General features: G+C 65.9%; 22 protein-coding genes. 14 read left to right on the top strand and 8 right to left on the bottom strand.

Translation table 11 applies throughout. The annotated features are described in order from the left end of the window. Positions 1–18 precede the first annotated feature (18 nt). The 14 genes from tssK to QFZ83_RS14020 all read left to right on the top strand — a co-directional run bounded on the left by tssK (position 19) and on the right by QFZ83_RS14020 (position 18211). On the top strand, positions 19–1374 hold the full coding sequence (gene tssK / locus QFZ83_RS14085; protein WP_307512713.1) for a type VI secretion system baseplate subunit TssK: 1356 nt from the start codon (positions 19–21) through the stop codon (positions 1372–1374). Next, entirely contained in the window at positions 1371–2735 is a 1365-nt protein-coding gene (tssL, locus tag QFZ83_RS14080) for a type VI secretion system protein TssL, long form (RefSeq protein ID WP_307507408.1), read from the top strand. Before tssK ends, tssL begins: the two co-directional genes overlap by 4 nt. Positions 2736–2755: 20 nt before the next feature. Then, positions 2756–6754, top strand: a complete 3999-nt coding sequence (tssM, locus tag QFZ83_RS14075; RefSeq protein ID WP_307507403.1) for a type VI secretion system membrane subunit TssM — start codon at positions 2756–2758, stop codon at positions 6752–6754. 12 nt (positions 6755–6766) lie between these two features. Beyond that, positions 6767–7483: a TagF domain-containing protein gene (locus tag QFZ83_RS14070; protein ID WP_307507401.1), complete on the top strand. Its 717-nt coding sequence runs from the start codon at positions 6767–6769 to the stop codon at positions 7481–7483. A gap of 119 nt (positions 7484–7602) precedes the next feature. After that, a complete protein-coding gene (locus tag QFZ83_RS14065; RefSeq protein ID WP_307507399.1) occupies positions 7603–8577 on the top strand; it encodes a TagK domain-containing protein in 975 nt (324 codons plus the stop codon). Positions 8578–8609: 32 nt separating this feature from the next. After that, positions 8610–9713, top strand: a complete 1104-nt coding sequence (gene tssG, locus QFZ83_RS14060) for a type VI secretion system baseplate subunit TssG (RefSeq protein WP_307507395.1) — start codon at positions 8610–8612, stop codon at positions 9711–9713. A gap of 19 nt (positions 9714–9732) precedes the next feature. After that, positions 9733–10719: an ImpA family type VI secretion system protein gene (locus tag QFZ83_RS14055; protein WP_307507393.1), complete on the top strand. Its 987-nt coding sequence runs from the start codon at positions 9733–9735 to the stop codon at positions 10717–10719. An 11-nt stretch (positions 10720–10730) separates the two neighbouring features. Continuing rightward, positions 10731–11333, top strand: coding sequence for a hypothetical protein (locus QFZ83_RS14050; RefSeq protein ID WP_307507390.1), 603 nt, complete (start codon positions 10731–10733; stop codon positions 11331–11333). Between the two features lie 134 nt (positions 11334–11467). Further along, entirely contained in the window at positions 11468–11827 is a 360-nt protein-coding gene (gene clpS / locus QFZ83_RS14045; RefSeq protein ID WP_013541678.1) for an ATP-dependent Clp protease adapter ClpS, read from the top strand. Positions 11828–11894: 67 nt separating this feature from the next. Beyond that, the gene (clpA, locus tag QFZ83_RS14040; RefSeq protein WP_013541677.1) at positions 11895–14216 is read left to right on the top strand and encodes an ATP-dependent Clp protease ATP-binding subunit ClpA; all 2322 of its coding nucleotides are present in this window, start codon (positions 11895–11897) and stop codon (positions 14214–14216) included. A gap of 114 nt (positions 14217–14330) precedes the next feature. Beyond that, a complete protein-coding gene (gene cls, locus QFZ83_RS14035) occupies positions 14331–15776 on the top strand; it encodes a cardiolipin synthase (protein ID WP_307507387.1) in 1446 nt (481 codons plus the stop codon). Next, positions 15777–17216: an exodeoxyribonuclease I gene (gene sbcB / locus QFZ83_RS14030; protein WP_307507384.1), complete on the top strand. Its 1440-nt coding sequence runs from the start codon at positions 15777–15779 to the stop codon at positions 17214–17216. Between the two features lie 4 nt (positions 17217–17220). Continuing rightward, positions 17221–17661 carry a DUF3574 domain-containing protein gene (locus QFZ83_RS14025; RefSeq protein WP_306879656.1) on the top strand — a complete coding sequence of 147 codons (441 nt, stop codon included), beginning with the start codon at positions 17221–17223 and terminating at the stop codon, positions 17659–17661. Positions 17662–17671: 10 nt separating this feature from the next. Further along, entirely contained in the window at positions 17672–18211 is a 540-nt protein-coding gene (locus tag QFZ83_RS14020) for a GNAT family N-acetyltransferase (protein ID WP_307507382.1), read from the top strand. Between the two features lie 3 nt (positions 18212–18214). Here the strand turns inward: QFZ83_RS14020 and QFZ83_RS14015 are convergent, their stop codons facing one another. The 8 genes from QFZ83_RS14015 to QFZ83_RS13980 are packed head-to-tail and all read right to left on the bottom strand — an operon-like array spanning position 18215 to position 25668. Continuing rightward, entirely contained in the window at positions 18215–18619 is a 405-nt protein-coding gene (locus QFZ83_RS14015; protein WP_307507379.1) for a GFA family protein, read from the bottom strand. A gap of 56 nt (positions 18620–18675) precedes the next feature. Further along, positions 18676–19956 (bottom strand): amidohydrolase family protein, encoded by a 1281-nt coding sequence (locus QFZ83_RS14010; protein WP_307507376.1) that lies wholly within the window; start codon positions 19954–19956, stop codon positions 18676–18678. Positions 19957–19982: 26 nt separating this feature from the next. After that, entirely contained in the window at positions 19983–20435 is a 453-nt protein-coding gene (locus QFZ83_RS14005; protein WP_307507373.1) for a hypothetical protein, read from the bottom strand. A gap of 1 nt (position 20436) precedes the next feature. Continuing rightward, positions 20437–21360, bottom strand: coding sequence for an ABC transporter permease (locus QFZ83_RS14000; protein WP_307507370.1), 924 nt, complete (start codon positions 21358–21360; stop codon positions 20437–20439). Further along, positions 21361–22425, bottom strand: a complete 1065-nt coding sequence (locus QFZ83_RS13995; RefSeq protein ID WP_307512711.1) for an ABC transporter permease — start codon at positions 22423–22425, stop codon at positions 21361–21363. Continuing rightward, the gene (locus tag QFZ83_RS13990) at positions 22425–23999 is read right to left on the bottom strand and encodes an ABC transporter ATP-binding protein (protein WP_307507367.1); all 1575 of its coding nucleotides are present in this window, start codon (positions 23997–23999) and stop codon (positions 22425–22427) included. The genes QFZ83_RS13995 and QFZ83_RS13990 overlap by 1 nt, the downstream gene beginning before the upstream one ends. After that, entirely contained in the window at positions 23996–24721 is a 726-nt protein-coding gene (locus QFZ83_RS13985) for an alpha/beta fold hydrolase (protein WP_307507364.1), read from the bottom strand. Before QFZ83_RS13985 ends, QFZ83_RS13990 begins: the two co-directional genes overlap by 4 nt. Beyond that, positions 24718–25668, bottom strand: coding sequence for a 5'-methylthioadenosine/S-adenosylhomocysteine nucleosidase (locus QFZ83_RS13980; RefSeq protein WP_307507361.1), 951 nt, complete (start codon positions 25666–25668; stop codon positions 24718–24720). The genes QFZ83_RS13985 and QFZ83_RS13980 overlap by 4 nt, the downstream gene beginning before the upstream one ends. Positions 25669–25670: the final 2 nt, after the last annotated feature.

The following is a 25670-nucleotide window of genomic DNA, read 5'->3' as shown; positions in this document are numbered from 1 at the left end:
CGCACAACGATCGATTCCATGAGTTGGTACAACAAAGTCGCCTGGAGCGAAGGACTCTTCCTGCGCCCGCAGCTGTTCCAGCAGCAGGAGCGCTATCTCGAACACCTCGCGCACAAGCGCACGGCCTCGCTCAGCCCGTTCTACTGGGGCTTCAATCACTACAGCATCGATGCGGAGTCCCTGTCCCTTGGCAAGCTGGTGCTTGCCAGTGCCGCAGGCATTTTTTCGGACGGCACCCCCTTCGACGCCCCCGGCCAGACGCTGCCGCCCGCGCCGCTCACCATCCAGCCGGAGCATCTGGAGCAGGTCATCCATCTGGCCGTGCCCATTCGCACGCCCAATGGCGAGGAAACGACTTTCGACGACGCGATGGCTGCTGCGGCGTCGCTCGCGCGCTTCTCGGTTTTCGACACCGAGTTGCGCGACGCGAATTCCATCGGGCAAGGCCCGAAGACGGTGCAGCTTTCGCGCCTTCGCTTGCGTCTGCTTCCGCAACGGGAGCTGACCGATGCCTGGATCGGTCTTCCGCTCGCCAAGGTGACGGTGCTGCGTTCCGATGGGAGCATCGCCACCGATCCGTATCTGATCCCGCCCGTCGCCGGCTACGGTGCGAGCCCGCTGCTGGCCGACTGGGTGACGAACCTGCACGGCCTGTGCCGTCTCCGCGCGCAAACGCTCGCGGCACGGCTCAGCGGCAATGACGGCAAGTCGAGCGAATCGGCCGAAGTGTCCGATTTCCTGCTGCTGCAGATACTCAATCGCTACGAGCCCTTGTTCGAGCACTGGCTGCGTGTGCGAGAGACCTCGCCGGAGGTGCTGTACACCGCCTTGTGCTCTCTCAGCGGAGAGCTTGCGACGTTCGTGCGGGCGAGCACGCGTCGCCCCACCGAGCACCCGGCCTATCGGCACATCGATCCGTGTTTGTCTTTCAGGGGGCTGATAGCCGATGTACAGGCCTTGCTCAACGATGTACTGGTTCGCAGTGCGCAAAGCATTCCCCTCGCCAATCGCGCCAACGGCGTGCGCGTGGCAAGTGTCGAGCCCTCGGAGCTGCAAGGCTTCTCGAGCCTCGTGTTCGCCGTGGCGGCTCATACACCGCCCGATCAGCTGGCCAGCGAGTTTCCGGCGCGATGCAAGGTCGGGCCGAGCGATCGGCTCGGCGAACTCATCCGCTCGCATCTGCCCGGCATTCCGCTGCAAACGCTGCCGGTGCCGCCGCGCCAGATCCCTTTCAACGCGGGCTTTGTCTACTTTCAGATCGACTCGCGCGGGCCGTTGTGGGAGCACATGGTCAAGCACGGTGGACTGGCGTTGCATGTGGCGGGTGAGTTCCCTGGTTTGCGTCTTGAGCTCTGGGGCGTCCGAGAGAAATGAAACCCTTTGTCGAAGATCCCATGCACAACCAGGAAGAGCCCCAAGACGACTCGAGAGGGCTCGATCCGTCTGCCGACCCTTCATCCAACGACTCCTGGCCGGGCGATCCGGATAAGGGTGTGCATCTTGCCCCCGAGCCATCGATGCAAGTGCGTCTGCTCGCGGTCACTGCCGCCAAGAATCCCCTGCTCGAAGCCGCGCAGCCGCTGCTGCGCGCACTCGCCGACATGCCGGCGACGCTCGGCAGTGAGGGCGTCACGATCCTGCATCAGCTGCTGGAGCGCGAGGTCGCGAGCTTTCAATCGCTCTGCGGCAGCGCGCAGATCAGGCACGAACATGCGGTCGCGGCCAGCTATTCGCTGTGCACCGCACTCGACGAGGCGGCCAACAGCACGGAGTGGGGCGGCGGCAAGAATGGCGAAGCCGGCATCTGGGCCGGACAGCAACTGGCTGCGAAATTCCACGGTGACACGAAGGGCGGCGACAAGTTCTTCCTGCTGGTCGGCCGGCTGGCCGCCAGTCCGCAGGAGCACATCGATCTGCTCGAGCTGATGTACCAAGTCCTGGGGCTGGGCTTCGAGGGGCGCTTCGGCACGGCGACCAATGGGCGTCGGCAGTTGGAGACGGTTCGCCATCGGCTTTTCACGCTGCTTGGTACGGCGCGGGGCGAAGTCCCGCGCGATCTTTCCCCGCACTGGAAGGGCGTGGGTGAAGGTACGTTCCGCCTGTTGCGCAGCATTCCGGTGTGGCTGACGGTGTCGCTGCTGACATTGATCTTGTGCGGCCTGTTCGCCTGGTACAAGTACCAGCTGTTGCAGACCAGCGCCGACGTGGAGCAACGCATCGCCGCCATTGGCCGGATGCGTCCGCCACCCGCACCGCCAGCGCCAGCGGTCAAGCCACTGCGCCTGAAAGAGTTGTTAGCCCCCGAGATCGCACGCGGCGCCGTGAGCGTGGAAGAAGACGAGCACCGCAGCGCGGTCTCGTTCAGGGGTGACGACATGTTCGTCCCCGGCCAGGCGCGTCTGAACGCAAAGATTCTTCCGGTCCTGGACAAGGTGGCGGACGAGATCAACCAGGTCTCGGGCTCCGTACAGGTCACCGGCCACTCCGACAACCGCCCGATCAAGACCCGCGAGTTTCCCAACAACCAGGTCTTGAGCGAGAAGCGGGCCGAAGCAGTGACCGCCGTGCTGCTGGGCAAGGGCGTGGTGGCGTCGCGCATCCGTACCGAAGGGCGCGGCGACACGATGCCGATGGCCGACAGCGCAACGGCAGCCGGGCGAGCCAGGAATCGCCGCGTCGACATCGTCGTCATTCAGGGCGATGGCGGTACCGCCGCAACGCCAGCGGCGCGCTAGAGGCAGGCCGAGAGTCACTCATGCAATACCTCAAACAGTTCCTGGCATTTCTTTTTTCCCGGCAGATGCTGGCTTTCGTCGCCATGGTGCTGCTGGCACTGGCGATCTGGTTCGTCGGTCCCTTGCTTGCCGTGGATGGACTGCGTCCGCTGGCCTCGGTCGGCGTGCGCGTGGCATTCATCGTGCTGCTGTTGGTGCTCGGCATCCTCTGGCTCGTTTCGGGGCCGTACAGCCTGGTCGGGGTGGCAGCGCTGTGCCTGTTGCTCTGGCACGCGGGGCCCTTGCTAGATATTGGTGCTGTAAAGCCGCTCGCATCCGTCGGGGTGCGCGTGGCGATCATTGGCGCGATCTTGCTGCTGTACGCGTTGTACTGGCTCTATCGCTTCTGGCAGGCCTTGCGCAACAACGAGGACCTGCTCGCGAAGGTCCTGAGCTTCGGGAAGGACGCGGGCAAGGACGAGACAGCCAAGGAAGAGATCAAGACGGTCACGGCCGCAGTCAATCGCGCCTTGGCGCAACTCAAAGGACTGCGCGGCAGTGGCGGATTGCGTCGCCTGTTCGAAGGCAATCGCTATCTGTACGAGCTGCCCTGGTACATGGTCATCGGCAGCGCCAGCGCGGGGAAAACCACGGCGCTGCTCAACGCCGGACTGCAGTTTCCCCTGGCGCGCCAGATGGGCAATGCGTCGAAGCGCGTGGTGTTCAAGTCGGAAGGGGGCACGCTGCATTGCGACTGGTGGTTTGCCAACGAGGCCGTGTTCATCGACACAGCAGGCCGCTACACCACGCAGGAGCGCAATCCCGCAACCGATCCGGTCGAGTGGCGCGCTTTCCTCGGCCTGCTGCGCAATCACCGGACGCGTGCGCCGCTCAATGGCGTGATCGTCGCGCTCGATGCAGGCGTGCTGCTGACCATGACCGAGATGGAGCGTGCCGAGCATGCGAGCCTGGTGCACGACCGCCTGACCGATCTGCGCCAGGAGTTGGGTATTCGCTTTCCCGTGTATGTGGTCGTCACGAAGATGGATTTGTTGCGGGGATTCAGCGAATATTTTCAATCGCTCACCAGCGAAGGGCGTATGCAGGCTTGGGGCTTCACGCTGCCATTCCGCGGCCTGAAGACCGCGCGGCCCGGTGTGCAGGTCCGGGACACCCTGCGCACGCAGGTGGAGGCGGAGCTTGCACTGCTCAATGACCGGCTGGCCGATGGGCTTCGCGCGCGGCTGAACGAAGAGTTCGACGTCGAGCGCCGCAAGCGCTTGTTTGCACTGCCCAAGGAACTGGCCGCCTTGGCTGTGCCGCTGGTGCCGATGCTGGACCAGATCTTTCTCGTCTCGCGTTTCGACAGGACCCAGTTGCACGACACGCTGCGTGGCGTGTACTTCACGAGCGGTGCGCAAGCCCATGTGGAGGTGCCCGCCGATCAACAGACGTTGGTCCAGCGACTGCAGCGCAGCCTCGGTCTGTCGTCATCTTCGAACCTGCAGGCCGCGGGTACGTCGTCCGAGCAGGGGCAGCAAGGGTTCTTTCTCCAGGAGCTGCTGACCAAGGTCATCATCCCGGAAGCCCACTTGGTGAGGCCCAATCTGCGCTGGGAGTTTCGGTTCCGGCTGCTGCGCCTGATGGGGCACGCCCTGGCGCTCGTGCTCTTCATCTGGCTGGCCGGTGCGCTGGCCGTGAGTTTCGGCAACAACCGCCGATACCTGGACACCGTCAGCCAGCGTACCGATGTGCTCGCCGGACAAGTGAGCGCGCTGCTCGGCAGCTTCAAGCCATCTGGCGTGCCGGATGTACTGAACGGCGCACGCGAGTTGCCCGGCTATGCAGGGCTGGACATCGACAGCCCGCCGAGCGGCTTCCGCTATGGCCTGTACAGCGTGCCGCCAGTGCTTGCAGTGACCGCCGACACCTATGCCCAGTTGCAGGACCACACCTTGCTGCCGACCATCCTGCAGCGCATTGAGGCGGTTCTGACACAGAGCATGAAGGACGGCGATGCCAAGACCGCTTATGAAACCCTGCGCGTCTACAAGCTCCTGCACGACAAGGACCGGTATATGAAGGGAGGTGCCCGGGACGTCCGAAACTGGGTTCTCAAGGACTGGGAGCGCACCGACAGTGCCGCTGCCTTCGGCGGACGCGCTTCGATGACAGGCCATGCCACGGCACTTTTCTCCGGTGAGCGTCCGGTGCAATCGGCATCGCTGCCCAACGAGGCGCTCGTGCGTGCGGTGCAGGACTTCTTGAACAGCAACACCTCGACGCAACGCGTCTACGAACGCGCCAAGGCGGCAATGCTGCGCGAGGCGCCCCAGGAATTCACATTGGTCCGCGCGGTCGGGCCGCAAGCCGGCACCGTGTTCTCCCGTGCCGGCGGCCTGCCTCTCGAGAAAGGCGTGCCGGGCCTCTTCACCTACGACGGATACCACGATGTCTTCAGCAAGCGCTTGCCGGAATTCGTCGGGCAGGCCATTGACGACGACGCATGGGTGATGGGGCGCAATGCCTCAGCGGTGCTCGATGCCGCTGCCCGCAAATTGCAGAACGATCCGTTCCTCGACGACATCCGTCGCCAGTACCTGAGCGAATACGCCCAGCACTGGGAAGCCTTTCTCGAATCGATCCGCACGGTCGGGGGCAGCGACACCACCGGCACCAGCCTGGGGTTCGACCTGAGCGTGTTGCGGCAGTTCGCCGCGCCCGACTCGCCCCTGGCGCGGCTGGCGCGTGCTGCGGCGCGCGAGACCACGCTGTCGCGTCCGCTGGTCGTGCGTGCCCAGGAGGAAAAAGGGTTCCTCGACAAGGCCTCCGATGAACTCAGCAAGCAGACGAGCGCGATCGGCAGGAATCTCGGTATTCGCGCGGAGGAGCGACTCGAAAAGGAAATCGTCGACAACCGCTTTGCTGCGCTGCGCGAAGTGGTGACGGGCCAGCCGGATATCGGTGCGGGAAACGTCGGCGCTGCCGGTGCCAAGCCGAGGCTCGAGACCATCTCGGGCCTGGTCAACGAGTTCTACACATTGTTGGTCGTGGCCGATACGGCGCTGACTGCAGGCAGCCTTCCACCCGGAGGCTCCGAAGTCGGTTCGCGGCTGAAGCTGGAGGCCGGAAAACTCCCGGCGCCGTTTCGCGAGGTGCTGACCGCGTTGGCCACGAGCGGCGGCGACAAGGTGGCGCTCGGCTCCACCGGCATCCTGCGCAACCAGGCCCAGCAGCAGCTCGATCGCATCATGGGTCTGATGGCGATGCAGGTCAGCGAACCGTGCAAGCGCGGCGTGGAAGGGCGCTATCCGCTGGCCGCGGTCGCGCAGGACGCATCGATCGAAGACTTCACCTTGGTCTTCGCCGCAAGCGGCGCCGCGGACGAGTTCTTCAACAAGTACCTGGCTTCCTACGTCGATACCAGCGTGCGCCCGTGGCGCTACAAGGACCCGAATGCGGTCCAGGCCGTTGCTGGCGCGGAGGGCGTAGCCGGCGGAGTGGCGCTGGCCCCCGCGACCCCGGGGCCGACATTGCTTGGCGAACTGCTCAAGCTGCTGGCCCAGAGCGGGCCGAACCTCGATGCCTTCTACCGCGCTCAGCAGATACGCGACCTTTTCTTCCGCGATGCGGGCGGCAAGAAGCTGGCGTGGAAGATGGACCTGCGGGTGCTCGAACTGGAACCCAGCATCACCGACCTGATCATCGACATCGACGGGCAGGGCCAGCGCTACATCCATGGCCCGGTGCAGGCGTTTACCGTTCACTGGCCTGGGCCGCGTGGCGGGGCAATGGCGGAGATCACGGCCAATCCGCGAATCTCGGGCCCTACCTCGACATTTTTGGCCAGTGGTCCATGGGCGTTGTTCCGATTGCTTGAAAAGGGTCGCATCGTGAACACGGCGACACCAGGGCGGCTGAGCGTCGAATATTCGTTCGACGGTCGCAAGGCGTTGATCGACATCAACTCGGGCAGCCAGCCCAATCCGCTCAACAGCGATGTGCTCAAGGGCTTCCGCTGCCCGGGTCGCGCGGCATGAAGTCTTGATTCCATGCTCGCAAGACTGATCGCTCCCTGGCGCACATCTCCACCGGCAATCTGGGGCAGGCTGCGGGGCCACACGGACCTCGTATGCAGCGGCGTGCGGCAGGGTGAAGCGGAGGCGTGGACGCAATGGCTCGCGACGCACGGCCTTGACGCGGACGTCGAGGCCACCGCGAGGGCCATGTCGGTGCCGGTGGCGTTCGCGCTGCCACCCGGCACCTTGCCGTTCGCGCGGCAACGGTTTGTGCTTGGCGTGATTGCGCTGTCCGTCGACAGGGAAGGGCGGTCTCATCCCCTGGTGATCTATCAGCAGGAGTTGCCGCGCCGGGCCATCCGGCATTTCGAGGCACAGCTTTGTCAGCCGCTCGATTGGCAGTTCTGGCTTGCGCGCGCCGTCGCTCGCCAGGCATGCATGGGACTTGCCGATATTCATGCCCTGGAGACCACGTTGCATGCGCTGCGCACAGAGAGCCGCGAGTTGGAAAAGGACTTCTCCGTACAGCGCGTTCGCTGGATGCAAGCTTTGCTCGATCAGCGAGCGGGCCCGGCCCCTCGCAACGATCCCGCGGCCGAACTGCATGGCGTTCGCCATCTTCCGTGGGCCGATTGGCCGCACCGTTTGCAAGGCGCCCGTGCCGAAAGTGCGTTCTGGCAACAGGACGCCAACGGCCGTTTCATCGGTGCGGCCCACAAGCTGAAAAGACTATGGAGCGCCTCGCCGTGAAAGTTGGCAGTCCTGATGCAGGGAACGCTACTCACGTGGCTCCTTTGGTTCTTCGCCTCACCCACAGCGGTGGCGAGTCGCGAGATGAAACCATGTCGATTCCGCCGGCCGGCGCGGGCATGGCCGACATCCTCCAGCCGTGTGCCGAGCACCACGGCGTTGGCACAGGAGCCGTCGCCAATCTGTGCCGCATTGCCTGGTGCGGGGAAGCGGAGGGATGGCAATTGAGCAATGGCAGCTACACGCTGATGTGCGCGCGCAACGGCAAGCGAGTCCGGGCAGGCGCGGTGGTGCCTGTCGCGGTAGGCGATACGCTCGAACTGGGGCTGCTGCGCTTCGTGCTGGAGCAAGGGACGCAAGAGGCTCGACAAGCGCCTGAACCAATGCCAGCGGCCCTCGAAATACAAGCGATCCAGTTGGCCGTGCCTGAAGACCCGACCATCGGGACCGCGCCGCCACAAACCTTCGATCTGCGCGACCTCAATGGCCAGGGCAGCGACAACGGCCGGCGAATCGATCCTCTGGCAGACCCTTTCGGCGTGCTCGACATCGCGGGTGCAAGGTCTCGACCCGCTGCGGACACCTTGGCTGCACTGCTTGACGAAAGACCGCGATTCGAAGCGCGGACCGCGCCTTCCGCCGGGCCATCGCTCGATGCCGGACCTGCAGATGTTCTGCTGGATGAGTTGCACGAGGAGTTCGTGCGCGTGGTCCAGGATCCCGGTCAACTCGCCGGCCGCACGCCCTGGGAAGGCTTCGCGGCTTTCGGTACGGAGGCCGCCCCCACCTTGGAGGAGTTGAGCAGGCAGGCTGAGACGTATCCCTTGCTGCGCGACATCCTGCTGCCGCGCGAAGGCATCGACCAAGTCATCGAGGCGTTCGAACCGCTCGCGAGATCGGGACTTCTCGATGCAGAGCCCTCGCCGGAGCTGCTGGGCATGTTCGCGCCGGAGCTTGCCCGCGTGGCCAAGGTCCCGTTGCCGAGTCTGACGCGGCGCGAGCACCATGAGCTCTCGCCGGACAGCCATGTCCGGATCGGTTCGGCCGGAACAGGCGCTCGCCATGACGACAGCGATCGCGAAGGCGTTCTGTGAGGCAATCTCCCGGAAAGCCCGCGCTGCAGGAAATGTTCACGCGATTGCGCGATACGCCCTGGAAGTTCGGCTTCTTTGCCGTATTGAGGCGCATCGGCGCGGCTTGTTCGCCGCAGCCCCCGATCGGGCTCGCCAGCCGTCCGCAGCAAGAGCCCTTTCGATTGGGACAGGTGGCGGCATTGATATTCGCGCCGCGCGAAATCGCCGGCGCGGCGCTGCCGGGTGAGCAGCAACCGGCCTTTCCGGGCGCGGCGCTGCCACGCTCGGGAAACAACCCGGACGTACCCACGGTGCGCGTGTACGGTCTGGGCCTGCTGGGTCCCAACGGACCACTTCCGCTGCATTACACGGAGCTGATCCGCGACCGTGTCGAGAACTACAACGACAGCACATTGGCGGATTTCCTGGACCTTTTCCACCACCGCTACCTGACGCACATGTACCGCGCATGGGCGCAGAGCCAGGCGGCGGCGGGACTGGACCGTGCCGAGGACGAGGCCTTCAGTCGCTACGTAGCTCGCCTCACGGGGCATGACCCGCTGGAAATCCGTGATTCGGCGTTGCCCACGCATGCCCGCCTCGCGGCCTCGACGCACCTGACCCGGGAGGCACGCAACCCCGACGGATTGGCTGCCACGCTGGCTCGTTTCTTCGCGGTGCCCGTGCAGCTCCAGGAGTTCGTGCTGCATTGGATTCGCATCGACGACGAAGACCAGTGCCACCTGGGCCAGGCACGCGCTTCCAGTGTCATGGCGATGGGGGCGATTGCGGGAGAGGTCGTGGCCGATCGGCAGAACAAGTTCCGGCTGGTGATCGGGCCATTGACGCTCGACCAGTACCTGCGCTTCACCCCCCACGGGCGAGATCTCCCGTTGCTCGTCGAATGGGTGCGGGGTTTCATCGGCCACGAGTTTGTCTGGGAGGTCGAGCTGCGCCTGCGCAACGACAGCACGCCGCCCGCTCGGCTCGACGATTCGGAAAAGCTTGGATGGTCCACATGGCTGGGCGGCTCGAAGGGCCAAGCCGCACAAGTTGTCGGCTTCACCGTGGGAATGGTGTTCGAGCCCGAGCAATACATCGGCTCGCGCCATCGCAGCGATACCCAAGCCACCCAGGTCCCCCAAGCCGTTCATTGACTCTTTTCTCCCGCCATCCATGACCTACGTTGACAGCCCCCTCGTGCCAGCCGTCGAGCTCCAGCCCTTGAACGCCAGCGATCCTTGCGGCCCCAGCCTCGAATACGACGCGGAGTACGCCGTGCTGCTTTCGCGCATGTCACCGCGCGGCGATGCGCAATACGGGCAGTTCGTCGGAACGCCGGAAGCGCCGAACTGGGCCGAGATCGAACGCGATTGCCGCCGCCTGCTGCTGCGGACCCGGGATATCAATCTGTTCGTCTGGCTGTGCCGGGCACGCGCGAGGGTGGCGCAGGCCGCGGGGCTTGCGCAGTCGTTGGCTGTGCTCTCGGAGGTGCTGGAGCGCTGGCCCGACGCGGTGCATCCGCAGCTCGTCGTCGAGGGGGAGCGCGATCCGGCGGTGCGCGCCAATGCCTTGGCGGCGCTGGCGGATCCCGATGGATTGCTGGGCGATGTGCGGGAGATCGTCGTCGCGGCCAACGCCGCGAGGCATTTGACTGTGCGCGAAATCGAGCGCGCCTGGTCGGTACCGCGCCTGGCCGACGCGCCAAGTCCTGAATCGGTCGCCCAGCAACTCGCCCAACTGCGTCTGGCTGCGAATGGAGATGCCGATGCGCCGGTGAACCTGTTGTCGCAGGCACTGCGGGCAACCCGGCAGATCGTTGACTGGGCGGCACGCCAACTGGGCGGGGACGCGCCTTCGCTCCAGGCGCTGATCGACCTCCTGAAACCGTTCGACGAAATCGACGTGGTCCGGCGTACCGAGTCCGTCTCGCCTCGCGAAGGCGTCCCGCGCCCGAGCGTTTCCGGTCTCGTTCCACGCGACGACGTGCTTCAGGCGATTCGCAGCGCGCGCCAGTGGTTCGAAAACCACGAACCCAGCAGCCCGGTGGCGGTGTTGCTCAAACAGGCCGAGCGCCTGGTCGGCCAGCGTTTCGCGTTGGTGGCCAATGCCATTCCGCTCGATCTGTTGCAGAAATGGGATTCAGAGGGGGAGCGTGCTTGATGAGGCTTGAGATGCAGATCTGCTTTCTGTTGACCTGCATCGTCCTGGGAGCGCTCGGCGCGGGTCTAGGCGCCTGGGTCTTTTCGCAAACGGCTCGCGCGCAGTTGAAGGCACAGCGACGGGCTTTCGAACTCGCCAGCGAGCAAGTCCAGCGGGACTTGCAGCAGGCTTTGCTATGCGTGCCGCAGTGGGTCCAGAAGGCAGCTCGGGTCGAACTGGAGCTTCTGGGGCGGCAGCACACGGAGCGCCACAGGGAACTGCTGCGCGAACAGAAGCGCTGGCAGGCGGAGCAGGAAGACCAGAGGCAGGCCGAATGGCGCGCGTTGCTGCTTGAGCCCGTTACTTCCAGGCCTCCCAAGCCGAACATGGGGCAGTCAACAGGTCGTGAGCCGGGAAAAAGATCTGCATCTGTGTCGCCCCCGACTCCTGCAGATGTGCATGAAGCCACGAGCGTCCGCCGGCCGCAGCCGGTGCCCGTCGCCGTGGCAGAGGAGCTCGAAAGAGAGCTCACCGACGAAGAAATCGACGCATTGCCTCCCGATCTGCCGCCGCCGGTCCGGTCGCGAGGCCGAAAAATGTCAGCGCCAAATAAGCCAATCCTGCGCAATATCTGAGCAGGCCGGCAATTCGCCGGTTTATTTCGTGCCCGTGCTGTCGTGCGCGGCGCAAGGCTCTTGATTTGTCGAATACGCGCCACCAAGTCTTCTCGCGTCGGCACGGTGCTTGCACGCTCTATAGAATCTTTTTCATGGCAACGAGAATTCCCAAGACTCCCCCAACCCCTCCGGCCCAAAAACCGGCCGGGGATGACGGAGATTCGGTCGTTCTGGAGCGCCGGCCGCAGAAAACTGCGCCGCCCCAGATGTACCAGGTGGTCATGCTGAACGATGACTACACCCCCATGGAGTTCGTGATCGTGGTGCTGCAGGAGTACTTCAGCAAAGACCGCGAAACCGCGACGCAGATCATGTTGAAGATCCACCTCGATGGCCGCGGTGTCTGTGGGGTTTATTCCCGCGACATGGCAGCCACTAAAGTGAATCAGGTCATGGAGGCCGCGCAGCAGGCTGGGCACCCGCTGCAATGTGTCAGTGAGCCAGTTGCGTGAACCTGTTGAATTGCGCAAGCTCCAACCCATCTGAGAACTTATTTACAGCAAGGCAAAAGGAAATCACATGATTGCCCAGGAACTGGAAGTCAGCTTGCACATGGCCTTCGTCGAGGCCCGGCAGCAGCGCCACGAGTTCATCACCGTGGAGCATCTGCTGCTCGCTTTGCTGGACAACCCGAGCGCCGCAGAGGTTCTGCGCGCCTGCTCGGCGAACGTCGACGACCTTCGGGCGTCGCTCACCAACTTCATCAAGGACAACACGCCGCAAGTGGCGGGTACCGACGATGTAGACACCCAGCCCACGCTGGGTTTCCAGCGCGTGATCCAGCGCGCCATCATGCATGTGCAGTCCACCGGCAACGGCAAGAAGGAAGTCACCGGCGCCAACGTGCTGGTCGCGATCTTCGGTGAGAAGGACTCGCATGCCGTCTATTACCTCCACCAGCAGGGCGTGACCCGCCTCGACGTGGTGAACTTCATTGCCCACGGCATCAAGAAGAGCGATCCGCCGGAAGCCGTCAAGGGCAGCGGCGAAGCGCCGCAGGGCGAAGGCGAAGAGGGCGGTGGCGAGCGCAACGAGAAGGCATCGCCGCTCGAGCAGTTCACCCAAAACCTCAACCAGCTCGCCAAGGACGGCAAGATCGATCCGCTGATCGGCCGCGAATACGAGGTCGAGCGCGTCATCCAGATTCTGTGCCGCCGGCGCAAGAACAACCCGCTGCTCGTGGGCGAGGCCGGTGTGGGCAAGACCGCGATTGCGGAAGGCCTGGCATGGCGCATCACCCAGGGTGACGTGCCCGAGATCCTTGCCGAGGCGCAGGTCTACTCGCTCGACATGGGCGCATTGCTGGCCGGCACCAAGTACCGCGGCGATTTCGAGCAGCGCCTGAAGGGTGTGCTCAAGTCGCTGAAGGACAAGCCGAACGCCGTGCTCTTCATCGACGAAATCCACACGCTGATCGGTGCGGGTGCAGCTTCGGGTGGCACGCTCGATGCATCGAATCTGCTGAAGCCCGCGCTCTCGAGCGGCCAGCTCAAGTGCATCGGTGCGACCACGTTCACCGAATACCGCGGGATCTTCGAGAAGGATGCGGCCCTGTCGCGCCGTTTCCAGAAGGTCGACGTGGTCGAGCCGTCGGTGCAGGAAACCGTCGACATCCTCAAGGGCCTGAAGTCGCGCTTCGAGGAACACCATGGCGTGAAGTACGCGGTGGCGGCCCTGCAGGCTGCGGCCGAGCTCAGCGCCAAGTACATCAATGACCGTCACCTGCCCGACAAGGCAATCGACGTCATCGACGAAGCCGGTGCCGCCCAGCGCATCCTGCCGCCGAGCAAGCGCAAGAAGACCATCAGCAAGACCGAGGTCGAGGAAATCGTGGCGAAGATCGCGCGCATTCCCCCGGCCAACGTCAGCAACGACGACCGCAGCAAGCTGCAGACGATCGAGCGCGACCTGAAGAGCGTGGTGTTCGGTCAGGACAAGGCACTCGAAGTGCTTGCCTCCGCGGTCAAGATGGCGCGCTCGGGCCTGGGCAAGGGCGACAAGCCGATCGGCTCGTTCCTGTTCTCCGGTCCCACGGGCGTCGGCAAGACCGAAGCGGCCAAGCAGCTTGCCTACATCATGGGCATCGAGCTGATCCGCTTCGACATGTCGGAGTACATGGAGCGTCACGCGGTGAGCCGCCTGATCGGCGCGCCTCCGGGCTACGTCGGTTTCGACCAGGGCGGTCTGTTGACCGAGGCTGTCACGAAGAAGCCGCATTCGGTGCTGCTGCTCGACGAAATCGAGAAGGCGCATCCGGACATCTTCAACGTGCTGCTGCAGGTGATGGACCATGGCACGCTGACGGACAACAACGGACGCAAGGCCGACTTCCGCAACGTCATCATCATCATGACGACGAATGCGGGTGCCGAGACCATGAACAAGGCGACCATCGGCTTCACCAACCCGCGTCAGGCGGGCGACGAAATGGGCGACATCAAGCGCCTGTTCTCGCCCGAGTTCCGCAACCGGCTGGACGCCATCGTCAACTTCAAGGCGCTGGACGAGAACATCATCCTGCGCGTGGTCGACAAGTTCCTGCTGCAGCTCGAAACGCAACTGGCCGAGAAGAAGGTGGAAGTCACCTTCAGCGACAAGCTGCGCAAGCACCTGGCGAAGAAGGGCTTCGATCCGCTGATGGGCGCGCGTCCGATGCAGCGTCTGATCCAGGACACGATCCGTCGTGCACTGGCCGACGAGCTGCTGTTCGGTCGCCTGACCGACGGTGGTCGCCTCGAAGTCGACCTCGACGACAAGGACGAAGTGCTGCTGGACATCCAGCCGCTGCCGAAGAAGGAAGGCAAGTCCAAGCCTGAAGCCGAAGAGGCCGCCACGGGCTGAGAGCCCGGCATTCCGCGGCCTATGAGGCCGCGGAACCGCCCGCAAAGGCCGGTAGCATCGCGCTGCCGGCCTTTTTCTTTGGGCGGCCGAATCCATCCACCCGTCTTCGTCACCTTGATCCTTCCCGTCCTCAGCCCCGAATGGAAAACCGGCCTCTCCCTCGCGTGGAGCGGCTACATCGCCGTGCTGTCGATCTGGATCGTGATGCAGAAGCGCGCGCCGGTGTCCACGATGAGCTGGATCCTGTCGCTCGCGCTGCTGCCGTTCGCGGGCTTCGTCATCTACTACTTCCTCGGGCCGCAGCGCCTGCGCAAACAGCGCATCAAGCGGTTGCGCAGCCGTGCAGGCGCGTCCGCGCAGGCTGATCTCGCCCGGTTGCGCGATGCGGCGGACAACGCACCGCCGGCGCTGCAGCAGATGGCGCGGCTGGGCACCGCGGCCTGCGGGTTGCCGGTGTCGAGCGCGTCCGATGTTGAATTGCTCTCGGGCGGTGCACGCACCTTCGATGCGATCTTCGAGGCCGTGCGCGCGGCGAAGAACCACATCCACCTCGAGTACTACATCTTCGAGCCCGACAAGATCGGTACCGCGCTGCGAGACCTCCTTGTCGAGCGCGCGAAAGAGGGCGTCGCCGTCCGCCTCTTGCTCGATGCGTTGGGCTCCAAGCGCATCGGCCGCCAGTTCATGGCGCCGCTGCACCAGGCGGGCGTGAAGGTCGCGCTGTTCCACGACACCAAGATCGGCCGGCGCCTGCGTCCGGTGACCAACTACCGCACTCACCGCAAGATCGTGGTGTGCGACGGCCGCGTGGGCTTCACGGGCGGCGTGAACATTACCGACGAGGAAGACAAGCGCACCAACCCCGACGCCTATCACGACGTGCATCTGCGCATAGAGGGCAGCGCGGTGCGCTGGCTGCAGACCACCTTCCTCGAAGACTGGACCTATGCCACCGGCGAAGACCCGCGCGGCATGGACGACGCGATGGCCGCGATGCTGCCGCAACTCGATGCCGGCGACATCCCGGTGCAGATCGTGACGAGCGGCCCCGACAACATGCTCGAGCCCATCCACCGCATGCACGTCGAGGCGATCCATTCGGCCACGCACCGTGCCTGGCTCACCACGCCTTACTTCGTGCCCGGCGAGCCAGCGATGATGGCGCTGACGAGTGCCGCGCTGCGCGGTGTCGACGTGCGCCTGCTCGTGCCGCGCCGCAGCGACTCGGCCATCGTGAGCGCCGCCGCGCGCTCGTACTTCGACGAGCTGATCGCCGCGGGCGTCAAGGTCTGGGAGTACAAGGCGCGGATGCTGCACTCCAAGACCTTGGTGGTGGACGACCATTGCGCGATGATCGGCACCGCCAATTTCGACAACCGCAGCTTCCGGCTCAACTTCGAGGTCAGCGCGGTGGTCTATGGCCCCGCACTGACCAAGCCGCTTGCGGCGCAGTTCGAGACCGATCTGCACAGTTCCGGCGCGGTGCGCGCCAACCGGCCACAGAATTTCTGGCGTCGCCTCGGCGATTCCATTGCGCGCTTGTTTTCACCCTTGCTCTGAATGAACCACACCTTTCTCTGGCACGACTACGAAACCTTCGGCGCCGTGCCGCGTCGTGACCGTCCCTCGCAGTTCGCCGCCATCCGCACCGATGCCGAGCTGAACGAAATCGGCGAGCCGCTGATGATCTATTGCAAGCCAGCGCCGGACTACCTGCCCAGCCCCGAAGCCTGCCTCATCACCGGCATCACGCCCCAGGTGTGCCTGGAGCGCGGCATTCCCGAGCACGATTTCGCCGCGCAGATCGAGCGTGCGTTCTCGCAGCCCGGCACCATCGGCGTGGGCTACAACACGATCCGCTTCGACGACGAGGTGACGCGCTTTCTCTTCTGGCGCAACCTGATCGATCCGTACGCGCGCGAGTGGCAGAACGACTGCGGCCGCTGGGACCTGCTCGATGTGGTGCGCCTGACCTACGCGCTGCGTCCCGAAGGCATCGAGTGGCCGAAGAAGGAAGACGGCAAGCCCAGCTTCAAGCTCGAAGACCTCGCCCGCGCCAACGGCCTGCTGCACGAGTCGGCGCACGATGCGCTTTCCGACGTGCGCGCGACCATCGCACTGGCGCGGCTGATTCGCGACAAGCAGCCCAAGCTGTTCGATTTCGCTTTCGGCCTGCACAAGAAGGATCGCGTGGCGAGCGAACTCGGCTTGCCCGCGATGCGTGAAACCGCGAAGCCTTTCCTGCATGTCTCCGGCATGTTCTCAGTGGAGCGCGGCTGTATCGCCGTGATGTGGCCGCTCGCGAGCCACCCCACCAACAAGAACGAACTGCTCGCCTGGGACCTCGCCCACGATCCGAGCGAGCTGCGCGACCTCGATGTCGAAACGCTGCGCCTGCGGCTCTTCACCCGCACCGCCGACCTGCCCGAAGGCGTGGTGCGCCTGCCTGTGAAGGGCATCCATCTCAACAAGTCGCCGATGGTGGTCGGCAACCTGCGCACGCTCGCACCACCGATGGCCGAGCGCTGGGGCATCGACCTCGACACCGCCATGCGCCACGCCGCCATCGCGCGCGACCTGCCCGACATGAGTGCGATCTGGTCGCAGGTGTACGCGCGGCCGAAGGAGGCCACGCCAGATGTCGATGAAGACCTCTACGGCGGCTTCGTCGGCAACGCCGACCGCCGGCGTCTGAATCAGTTGCGTGGTCTTTCCGCCGGCGAGCTGGCCAAGGACCGCACCGGTTTCGACGACGGCCGCCTCGAAGAGATCGTGTTCCGCTACCGCGCTCGCAACTGGCCCGAATCGCTCGCGCCCGAAGAGACCGAACGCTGGGAGGCGCTGCGCGTGGCGCGCCTGTTCCACGGCGAGGGCGGGGCGCGCACCATCGAGCAACTGTTCAGCGAAGTGGATGCGCTGTCAGAAACGGCGGACGAACGCGGCGAAGAGATCCTCGGCGCGCTCTATGAATACGCCGAGGCGATCGCACCCGAGGCCTGATCTCATGGCATACGCGGCTTTCCGTGTTCGCCTGACGCTGATCGCGCTCATGGTGACCGCGCTGGCGGGCTGCAGCGCTCTGCCTTCCGCGCCGATGGCCGGCAAGCCCTGCGACACCGGCTTCGAAGCCTTCGAGCGCGACACGCTCTTCTTCGGACGGGCGATACCGGCCGGCGGCCAGGTCTCGGATGCGCAATGGGCCGGCTTTCTCGACACCACTGTGACCCCGGCATTCCCGCAGGGCCTGACCGTGCTCGACGCCGTCGGCCAATGGCGCGGTGCCTCGGGTGGCGTGGTGCGCGAACCTTCGAAACTGGTGGTGCTGCTGCATCCGCGCAGTGCAAAGGACGACGCGGCCATCGCCGGCATCATCGACACGTACCGCAAGAACTTCGGCCAGGAGGCGGTGCTGCAGGAAAGGCAATCCGTCTGTGTCCGCTTCTGAAGAACACGCCGTGAAGGACCGCAACGTCGTCCGCCGGCTGACCGCCGCGGACGCTGTGGCGTACCGCGCCGTGATGCTCGATGCTTACGCGACGCATCCCAGTGCCTTCACTTCCACCGTCGGTGAGCGCCAGGGCCTGCCGCTTGGCTGGTGGGAGAAGCGCCTGGGCGCGGAGGCGGGTGCGGCGAGCGTGGTCTACGGCGCGTTCGACGACAACGGCGTGCTGGTGGGCGCCGTCGGCCTGAGTTTCGAAGACCGTGAGCGGGCGCGCCACAAGGCCACGCTGTTCGGCATGTCGGTGATGGCTTCGGCGCGCCGCGCGGGCTTCGGCCGCCGGCTGGTGCAGGCCGTGCTCGACCATGCGCGTGCACACGGCGGGCTGCGCTTGGTGCAGCTCACGGTGACAGAAGGCAATGCGGCTGCGCAGGCGCTGTACGAGCGCTGTGGTTTCCAGGTCTTCGGCATCGAGCCGTTGGCCATCGCCGTCGACGGTGCCTTGCTTGCGAAGGTGCACATGTGGTGCGATCTCGAAGGCGCTGGGCGAGGGTGAGCCTTATTGGGTCGGCTTGGCCGGCAGGCCGCTGATGTCCTGCGACCAGCCGAGCGCCGACCTGCACCACTGCTGCCTGCGCGGTGGCAGTTGGTCCCGCTCCGCCATGCTGCCGATGCGCAGCGAGTAACTGACGGGCGGATCGACGTCCGGGCTCGATGCAATCGGCGTTCCGCAGTTCTCGCAGAAGCTCTGCCGGCGGCGTACGCCGCTTTCGGCGGTCTTGACGTAGACCTTCGGCTGGCCGGTCAGCAGGTGGAAGTTCTCGGCCGGCACGGGCGCCGAGACGCGGTAGGCGGTGCCCGAAAGCACCTGGCAATCGGCGCAGTTGCAAAGGCTGACCCTGTCGGGATCGACTTCGGCCTCGTAGGTGATCTGGCCGCAATGGCAGGCGCCGTGGACTTTCATGTCGTTCTCCCCGGAGATGGCTTTTCTACCAACCGACGCACGCAGGCCCGCGTGTCCTATGCCTTGGAAATCATCCAGCTGCTGGCCTGTGCCCGGCCCGGCAGATGCAGCGTGGCCGTGGCCGCCGGCGTCTCCGCCAGCAGCTTGCCCTTGCGGAACACCTTGAGCCGCGTTGCGCGCAGCCGGATCGCCTCGACCGCGTCGCGCGCCTGCAGCAGCACGAAGCTCGCATCGCAGCCCGCGGCGATGCCATAGCCCTCCAGGTGCATCACGCGCGCGGCGTTCGTCGTCACCGCCTCGAAGCATTGGCGGATGCCGGCCTGGCTCGTCATCTGCGCGACGTGCAGGCCCATGTGCGCCACTTCGAGCATGTCGCCCGAGCCCATGCCATACCAGGGGTCCATCACGCAGTCGTGGCCGAACGCGACGTTCACGCCGGCGGCCATCAGCTCGGGCACGCGCGTCATGCCGCGGCGCTTGGGGTAGGTGTCGTGGCGGCCCTGCAGCGTGATGTTGATGAGCGGATTGGCGATGACCGCGACACCGCTCTGCGCGATGAGCGGCAGCAGCTTGCTCACGTAGTAGTTGTCCATCGAATGCATCGAGGTGCAGTGCGAGCCGGTCACGCGGCCCTGCAGGCCCAGGCGCTGCGCCTCGAAGGCCAGCGTCTCGATGTGGCGCGAGAGCGGGTCGTCCGATTCGTCGCAGTGCATGTCGACCAGCTTGCCGCGCTCGGCGGCCAGCTCGCACAGCAGCTTCACGCTGGCGGCGCCGTCGGCCATGGTGCGTTCGAAATGAGGAATGCCGCCGACCACGTCCACGCCCTTGTCGAGCGCGCGCGTGAGGTTCTCGACACCGCCTTCGGAACGCAGCACACCGTCTTGCGGAAAGGCGACCAGCTGCAGATCGATGTAGGGGGCGACCTGGCGCTTGACCTCCAGCAGCGCATCGACGGCGAGCAGGCTCGCATCGCTCGTGTCCACATGCGTGCGGATGGCCAGCAGGCCCTTCGCTACGGCCCAGTCGCAATACGCCAGTGCGCGTTCGATCAATGCATCGGCGGTGAGCAGCGGCTTGAGTTCGCCCCACAACGCAATGCCTTCGAGCAGCGTGCCGCTTTCGTTGACGCGCGGCAGGCCGTAGCTCAGCGTGGCGTCCATGTGGAAGTGCGGGTCGACGAAGTGGGGCGCGAGGAGCAGGCCTTGCGCATCGAGCTTCTCGTGCGCTGGGGCGTCCAAGCCCTCGGTGACCTCGGCGATTCGGCCGTCCTGCACGGCGATCGACATGCCGGTGCGGCCGTCGGGGAGGGTGGCGTTGGTGATGAGGAGGTCGAGCATCGTGGGAGTTCCTGGACTGTCTGGGTTCAACGCGTGCGCTGCGCCCGATAACGGTACTGGCCCGCCGCAGGCCCGACCTCGATCGTCACTCGCCGCAGCTTGTCGTCATGCCCGGACGACGCCTTTGCCGTCACCACGATGCCGCGCGGCGAGGCGCGGCAGGTGAGGTCGGTGAGCGCGATCTCGGCGTGGTCGTTGTCGAGTTCGGCGATGGCGACTGTGTGCTCGGCGTGCAGGCCGCCGTTGGCATCGCGCGTCATCCACTGCACATAGAGGAAAGACTGCGCGTACTGGTCCGCGTGGACCACGCGGTAGGTGCCCTGGTGGTCTTTCCCCCAGGTGCCGCACAGCTGCACCCAGCTGACCGCATCGGGCGTCTTGAAGGTGTCGTAGCTGTAGTCGCTGCCGAGTGCTTGCGCCCCCGTGCTGCCGAGCGCAAGCAGTGCGGCGAGCAAGGTTGCAGCGGTCGTCTTCATCATCTCAACGTTCCCCTTTGCGATACGGCTTCATGAGCGCCTGCGGATAGCTGGCCTTGCGCGCCACCAGCACCAGCGCGAGGATCGACAACAGGTACGGCAGCATCAGGTAGAGCTGGTAGGGCAGCACGGCGTCGCCCGATTGTTGCAGCCGCAGTTGCAGCGCGTCGAAGAAGGCGAACAGCAGCGCGCCGAGCAGTGCTTTGCCGGGCCGCCATGAGGCGAACACCACCAGTGCCACGCAAATCCAGCCGCGGCCGTTCACCATGTTGAAGAAGAAAGCGTTGAAGGCCGAGAGCGTGAGGAACGAGCCCGCCATGCCCATCAGCGCCGAGCCCGCGACGATGGCGCCAGTGCGCGTGGCCGCGACCGACACGCCCTGGCTCTCGGCCGCCTGCGGGTTCTCGCCGACCATGCGCAGCGCCAGGCCGAGCGGCGTGCGGTACAGCACCCAGCCGACCGCCGGCACCAGCAGGAGGGCGAACAGCGTGAGCGCGGTCTGCGCATTGAGGATGGGCACGGGCAGCCAGTCCATCGGTGCGAAGGGCGTGATGGTCGGCGGTGTGTTCACTTTCGGAAAGCTCACGCGGTAGCCGAAGTAGCTGAGCGCGGTCGCGAGCAGCGTGATACCGAGGCCCGAGACGTGCTGCGAGAGCGCAAGGCCCACGGTAAGAAAGGCATGAAGCAAACCGAACACCATGCCCGTGAGCGCCGCCACGCCGACGCCGACCCACAGCGGCGCACCGGCATACACCGCAAGCCATCCGGTGAAGGCGCCCGCGACCATGATCCCTTCGATGCCCAGGTTGAGCACGCCCGCGCGTTCGCACAGCAGCACGCCCAGCGTGCCGAGGATGAGCGGCGTGGCGATGCGCAGCACCGCGACCCAGAAGGTGGGGTTGGCGAGGATGTCGAGAAGGTCGGTCATTTATTTCGTCATCCGCACGCGGTATTGCGTCAGCAGCGTTGCCACCAGCACCGCGATCAGCGAGGCCGCGACGATCACGTCGGCGATGTAGGTCGGCACGCCCACCGCGCGGCTCATGGTGTCGGCGCCGACCAGCACGCCGGCCACGAACACACCCGCGGCGATCACGCCCAGCGGGTGCAGGCCGGCGAGCATTGCGATCACGATGCCGGTGTAGCCGTAGCCCGGTGACATGTCGAGCGTGACGTAGCTGGTGCGGCCCGCCACCTCGATGGCCCCGGCCAGCCCGGCCAGAGCGCCTGAGAGCAGCGCCACCATCACCACGGTGCGTGTGACGGGCACGCCGGCGAACGCGGCGGCGCGCGCATTCGCACCCACCGCACGGATGTCGAAACCCAGCACCGTGTACTTGAAGATCGCCCACACGATCACCGCAAGCGACACCGCCCAGAGCAGCCCGGTGTGCACGCGCGTCTGGGCGATGAGCTTGCCCAGTTCGAGGTCGGACTGCAGCGACACGCTCTGCGGCCAGCCCATGGCGGTCGGGTCTTTCATCGGTCCGTCGAGCAGCGCGGAGACGCCGAGCAGCACGATGAAGTTGATCAGGAGCGTGGTCACCACTTCATCAACGCCGAGCTTGTTCTTCATGAGCGCCGGGCCGAGCAGCAGCAGGGCGCCCGCCACGGCGGCGGCCAGCATCATCAGCGGGAAGAGCACCCAGGGCGAGAGTTCGAAGCCCGTGCCGCCATGCATGCCGCCCACCGCCACAGCGGCAAGGGCGCCGGCGAAGAGCTGCCCCTCGGCGCCGATGTTGAAGAGCCGCGCCTTGAAGGCGACCGTTGCGGCGAGGCCGGTGAGGATCAGCGGGATCGCGCGGGTCAGCGTCTCGCTCCATGCGAACACCGAGCCGAAGCCGCCCTGCAGCAGCAGCGCGTAGGTGCGGCCGACCGGCGCGCCGGCCCAGAGCACGAGCAATGCGCTCACGATCATGGTGAAGACGACCGCGCCGATGGGCGCGAGCACCAGCGCGGCGCGGGAGGTTTCATGGCGTCGTTCGAGCCGCATCATGGCGCGCCTTTCGTGGCGCCCGCCATCGCGAGGCCGATGGCTTCGCGCGTCCATGCTGCGGCGGGGCGCGCTTCGCCGAGGTGGCCGCCGTGCATCACCGCCACGCGGTCGCCGAGCGTCAGCACTTCGTCGAGGTCGTCGGAGATCACCAGCACCGCCGCGCCGGCATCGCGCGCGGCAATGAGCTGCTGCTGCACATAGGCAACCGCGCCGATGTCCAGGCCCCATGTCGGCTGGTGCGCAACGATCAGGCGCGGGGCGCGGTTCGGGTACTTCTTGTTGTCGGCGTCTTCCACCTGCTCGGGCGCGAGCAGCGCGCGCCCCAGGATCAACTTCTGCATGTTTCCACCGGAGAGTGACCGGGCCGGCGCCATCAGGCCCGCGCCGCGCACGTCGAATGCCTTTTCGATGCGCCGTGCATGCAACTGCGCAGCCGCACGCCGCACGAACATCGACCAGCGCGAGAACACCGGGCTGCGCAATCGCTCCGACACCGCGTTCTCCCACACCGGCAGATCGCCCACCACGCCGACCGCATGCCGGTCTTCGGGGATGCGCGCCACGCCGCGCTGCACCAATCGGGCGGGCGAGGGCGGCAGCGCGCGGCCCATCAACTGGGCGGTGCCTGAAACGGCGCGCCGCGTCCCGCACAGCAGTTCGGCCAGCGCGACCTGCCCGTTGCCCGACACCCCCGCGATGGCGGTGATTTCGCCGGCACGCAGCGTCAGCGACACCTCGCGCAGCCGGTCCTGCCCGCCGTCCTTGGCCGATGCGGTGCTCACATGGTCGAGCACGCAGACCGCATCGCCCACCGTCTTGGCGGGCCGGCGCTGTGGCGCCTCGACCGCATGGCCGACCATCCACAGTGCGAGCTGCGCCTGCGTGGTGTCGGCCGTGCGCGCCTCGGCCACGAGCTTGCCGCCGCGCAGCACCGCGATGCGGTGCGACACGCGCAGCACTTCGCCCAGCTTGTGGCTGATGAAGATCACCGACAGGCCCTGCGCCACCATCTGCGCGAGCGTGGCGAAAAGCGCCTCGCTCTCCTGAGGCGTGAGCACGGCGGTCGGCTCGTCCAGGATCAGGATGCGTGCGCCGCGATACAGCGCCTTGAGGATTTCCACGCGCTGCCGCTCGCCGACCGAGAGTTTGCCGATCTTCGCGTCGGGCTGTACCGGCAGGCCGAAGCGCTGCGCCACGTCGAGCAGCCGGGCACGCGCTGCGGCACGGCGCGACACCGGGCGCCACAGCGGCTCGGTGCCCATCAACACGTTGTCGAGCACGCTCAGATTGTCGGCCAGCGTGAAGTGCTGATGCACCATGCCCACGCCCGCCGCGAGCGCGGCCTTGGGGTTGCCCGGCGACAACGGCGCGCCGAACACCTCGATGCCGCCTTCATCGGCGACGTAGTGGCCGAACAAGATGGACATCAGCGTCGACTTGCCCGCGCCGTTCTCGCCGAGCAGCGCGAGCACTTCGCCGGATTGCAGGTCGAGGGAGATGGCGTCGTTGGCGACGAGGGTGCCGAAGCGCTTGGTGATGCCTTGGAGGCGGAGGACGGTGGAGGGCGTCATGGAGAAATGGATTGCAGGTCGCGGCAGAAATTCTCGATGGCACGGGCGGATGCGGTGGGCGAAGACTGCAGCAGCCCGTGCGGTCCCTCGAGCTTCACGATGCGCAGCATCGAGAGCCGTTGCTGGATGAGCGTGGCCGCCCGCCCAGGCACGACGCGGTCCTGCAGGGCCTGGAGATACATCGCAGGCACACGCACCAATGACAGCTTGTCGCGCACATCCACGCGCTGCACTTCTTTCATGCGGCGGGTCATGACGGCGACCGATACCTTCCTGAGCGAGTCTTCAAGCATGTCCGAAAGACGCGGCGACGCGGAGCGCCCGAGCAGGAGGTGCCGCATCGGCGCGCGCATCAGCTTCGAATGCAGCAGATGCATCGACAGGTCGAGCAGGCCTGCCCGCATCAGCGCAAGGCCGGGCCCGGGCCGGCGCGCGAAGCTGCAGCACAGGATCAGTCCCAGAAGGCCGGGCGGGCGCGACGCCGCGATCGAGATGGCCAGCGGTCCGGAAAAGGATTCGCCGAGCAGCACGAAGGGCGCCTGCGTCGGCAGTTGTGCGCGAACCAGCGGCTCCAACTCGCCGTAGCCCAGCGGCTGCCGGCCGGGGTAGCGCACGATGTCGATGACAGCCTGCGGTCCCATGGCCTCTTTCAGTGGCGCGAAGAGATCGCCCGTTCCATCCATGCCCGGCAGCAGCACAAGGCGCACGGGCGCCACCGTCACTTCCAGGCAGCCAGGAACGCCAGCATCACCTTGGCCGAGTTGTCGGCCGCGATGCCCATGAAGGTGCCCATCTCGTTCTCGCCGCTGCCGCCGCCCGCGAGGTCGCTGAGCGAGCGGAAGGCGATGTAGGGCACGCCGTTGCTGTAGGCCACCATGCCCACGGCTGCGGTTTCCATGTCGAGCACATTGGCCTGGAAGGTCTTGAAGGTGTATTCGCGGAAGGCCCTGTTGTCCATGAAGGCCTGGCCCGAGACGCCGTTGCCGCCGATCACCAGTTGCGGCTTGCGCGCGAGGCACTTACCGGCGCTGCAGTTCGCCAGGTCGACGGTGCGGATGCTGCGGGCCACCTCGAGCATCTTCGGGTCGACCTCGAACCAGAACTTGCGCTCGATCTCCGGCTTCGCGGCCGAGCGGACTTCGACCGGACGCGGATGCACCATGCCGAAGTTGGGGAAGGTGGCGTCCTTGATGAAGGGCGGCGCGGTGTACTTGCCGGGCGCGGTTTCGCGTGCCATCAGCACCTCGAGGTACTGGCCCCACTGCGCGGGCACCGTCACGTCGCCGACGTGCAGCGACGGATTCACGCCGCCCGCGATGCCGCTGAACACGATGCTGGTGACGCGAAAGCGGTTGAGCACGAGCTGCGTGTTCATCGTCGCGTTCGTCATGCTGATGCCCGAGAGGAACAGCACGACCGGCTTGCCTTCGAGCGTGCCGGTGGTGAACTCGACGCCGTTCACGCTGTGCTTGGCAGGCCCCTGCAGGCGCGCGAGCAGCAGCTTGAGCTCGGGTTCGAAGGCCGAGATCACCGCGATGCGCGGCGTGTCGTCCAGCCGGGTGCTGCTGTTGATGCTGACGCCGGTGCCCTTGTAGACACCGACGCAGCCCGAGAGCCCGAGGGCCAGCGCGCCGGCCGCGAGAAGGGTGCGCCAGCGCATCGTCGTCATTC

This window comes from Variovorax sp. W1I1 (genome assembly GCF_030815625.1).
In the GTDB taxonomy this organism is placed as follows: Bacteria; Pseudomonadota; Gammaproteobacteria; order Burkholderiales; family Burkholderiaceae_C; genus Variovorax; species Variovorax paradoxus_C.
The sequence above is the reverse complement of the archived record's forward strand: the minus strand, read 5'-3'. Positions and strand labels throughout refer to the sequence as shown.

Coding starts and splice junctions, on each gene's coding strand:
- sbcB (WP_307507384.1), top strand. CDS start 15,777: ATGAACCACACCTTTCTCTGGCACGACTACGAAACCTTCGGCGCCGTG.
- tssM (WP_307507403.1), top strand. CDS start 2,756: ATGCAATACCTCAAACAGTTCCTGGCATTTCTTTTTTCCCGGCAGATG.
- QFZ83_RS14015 (WP_307507379.1), bottom strand. CDS start 18,619: ATGAAAGTCCACGGCGCCTGCCATTGCGGCCAGATCACCTACGAGGCC.
- clpA (WP_013541677.1), top strand. CDS start 11,895: ATGATTGCCCAGGAACTGGAAGTCAGCTTGCACATGGCCTTCGTCGAG.
- QFZ83_RS13995 (WP_307512711.1), bottom strand. CDS start 22,425: ATGCGGCTCGAACGACGCCATGAAACCTCCCGCGCCGCGCTGGTGCTC.
- tssG (WP_307507395.1), top strand. CDS start 8,610: ATGTTCACGCGATTGCGCGATACGCCCTGGAAGTTCGGCTTCTTTGCC.
- QFZ83_RS14025 (WP_306879656.1), top strand. CDS start 17,221: ATGGCATACGCGGCTTTCCGTGTTCGCCTGACGCTGATCGCGCTCATG.
- QFZ83_RS14050 (WP_307507390.1), top strand. CDS start 10,731: ATGCAGATCTGCTTTCTGTTGACCTGCATCGTCCTGGGAGCGCTCGGC.
- tssL (WP_307507408.1), top strand. CDS start 1,371: ATGAAACCCTTTGTCGAAGATCCCATGCACAACCAGGAAGAGCCCCAA.
- tssK (WP_307512713.1), top strand. CDS start 19: ATGAGTTGGTACAACAAAGTCGCCTGGAGCGAAGGACTCTTCCTGCGC.
- QFZ83_RS13990 (WP_307507367.1), bottom strand. CDS start 23,999: ATGACGCCCTCCACCGTCCTCCGCCTCCAAGGCATCACCAAGCGCTTC.
- clpS (WP_013541678.1), top strand. CDS start 11,468: ATGGCAACGAGAATTCCCAAGACTCCCCCAACCCCTCCGGCCCAAAAA.
- QFZ83_RS14005 (WP_307507373.1), bottom strand. CDS start 20,435: ATGATGAAGACGACCGCTGCAACCTTGCTCGCCGCACTGCTTGCGCTC.
- QFZ83_RS14000 (WP_307507370.1), bottom strand. CDS start 21,360: ATGACCGACCTTCTCGACATCCTCGCCAACCCCACCTTCTGGGTCGCG.
- QFZ83_RS14065 (WP_307507399.1), top strand. CDS start 7,603: ATGGCCGACATCCTCCAGCCGTGTGCCGAGCACCACGGCGTTGGCACA.
- QFZ83_RS14010 (WP_307507376.1), bottom strand. CDS start 19,956: ATGCTCGACCTCCTCATCACCAACGCCACCCTCCCCGACGGCCGCACC.
- QFZ83_RS14055 (WP_307507393.1), top strand. CDS start 9,733: ATGACCTACGTTGACAGCCCCCTCGTGCCAGCCGTCGAGCTCCAGCCC.
- QFZ83_RS13980 (WP_307507361.1), bottom strand. CDS start 25,668: ATGACGACGATGCGCTGGCGCACCCTTCTCGCGGCCGGCGCGCTGGCC.
- QFZ83_RS14070 (WP_307507401.1), top strand. CDS start 6,767: ATGCTCGCAAGACTGATCGCTCCCTGGCGCACATCTCCACCGGCAATC.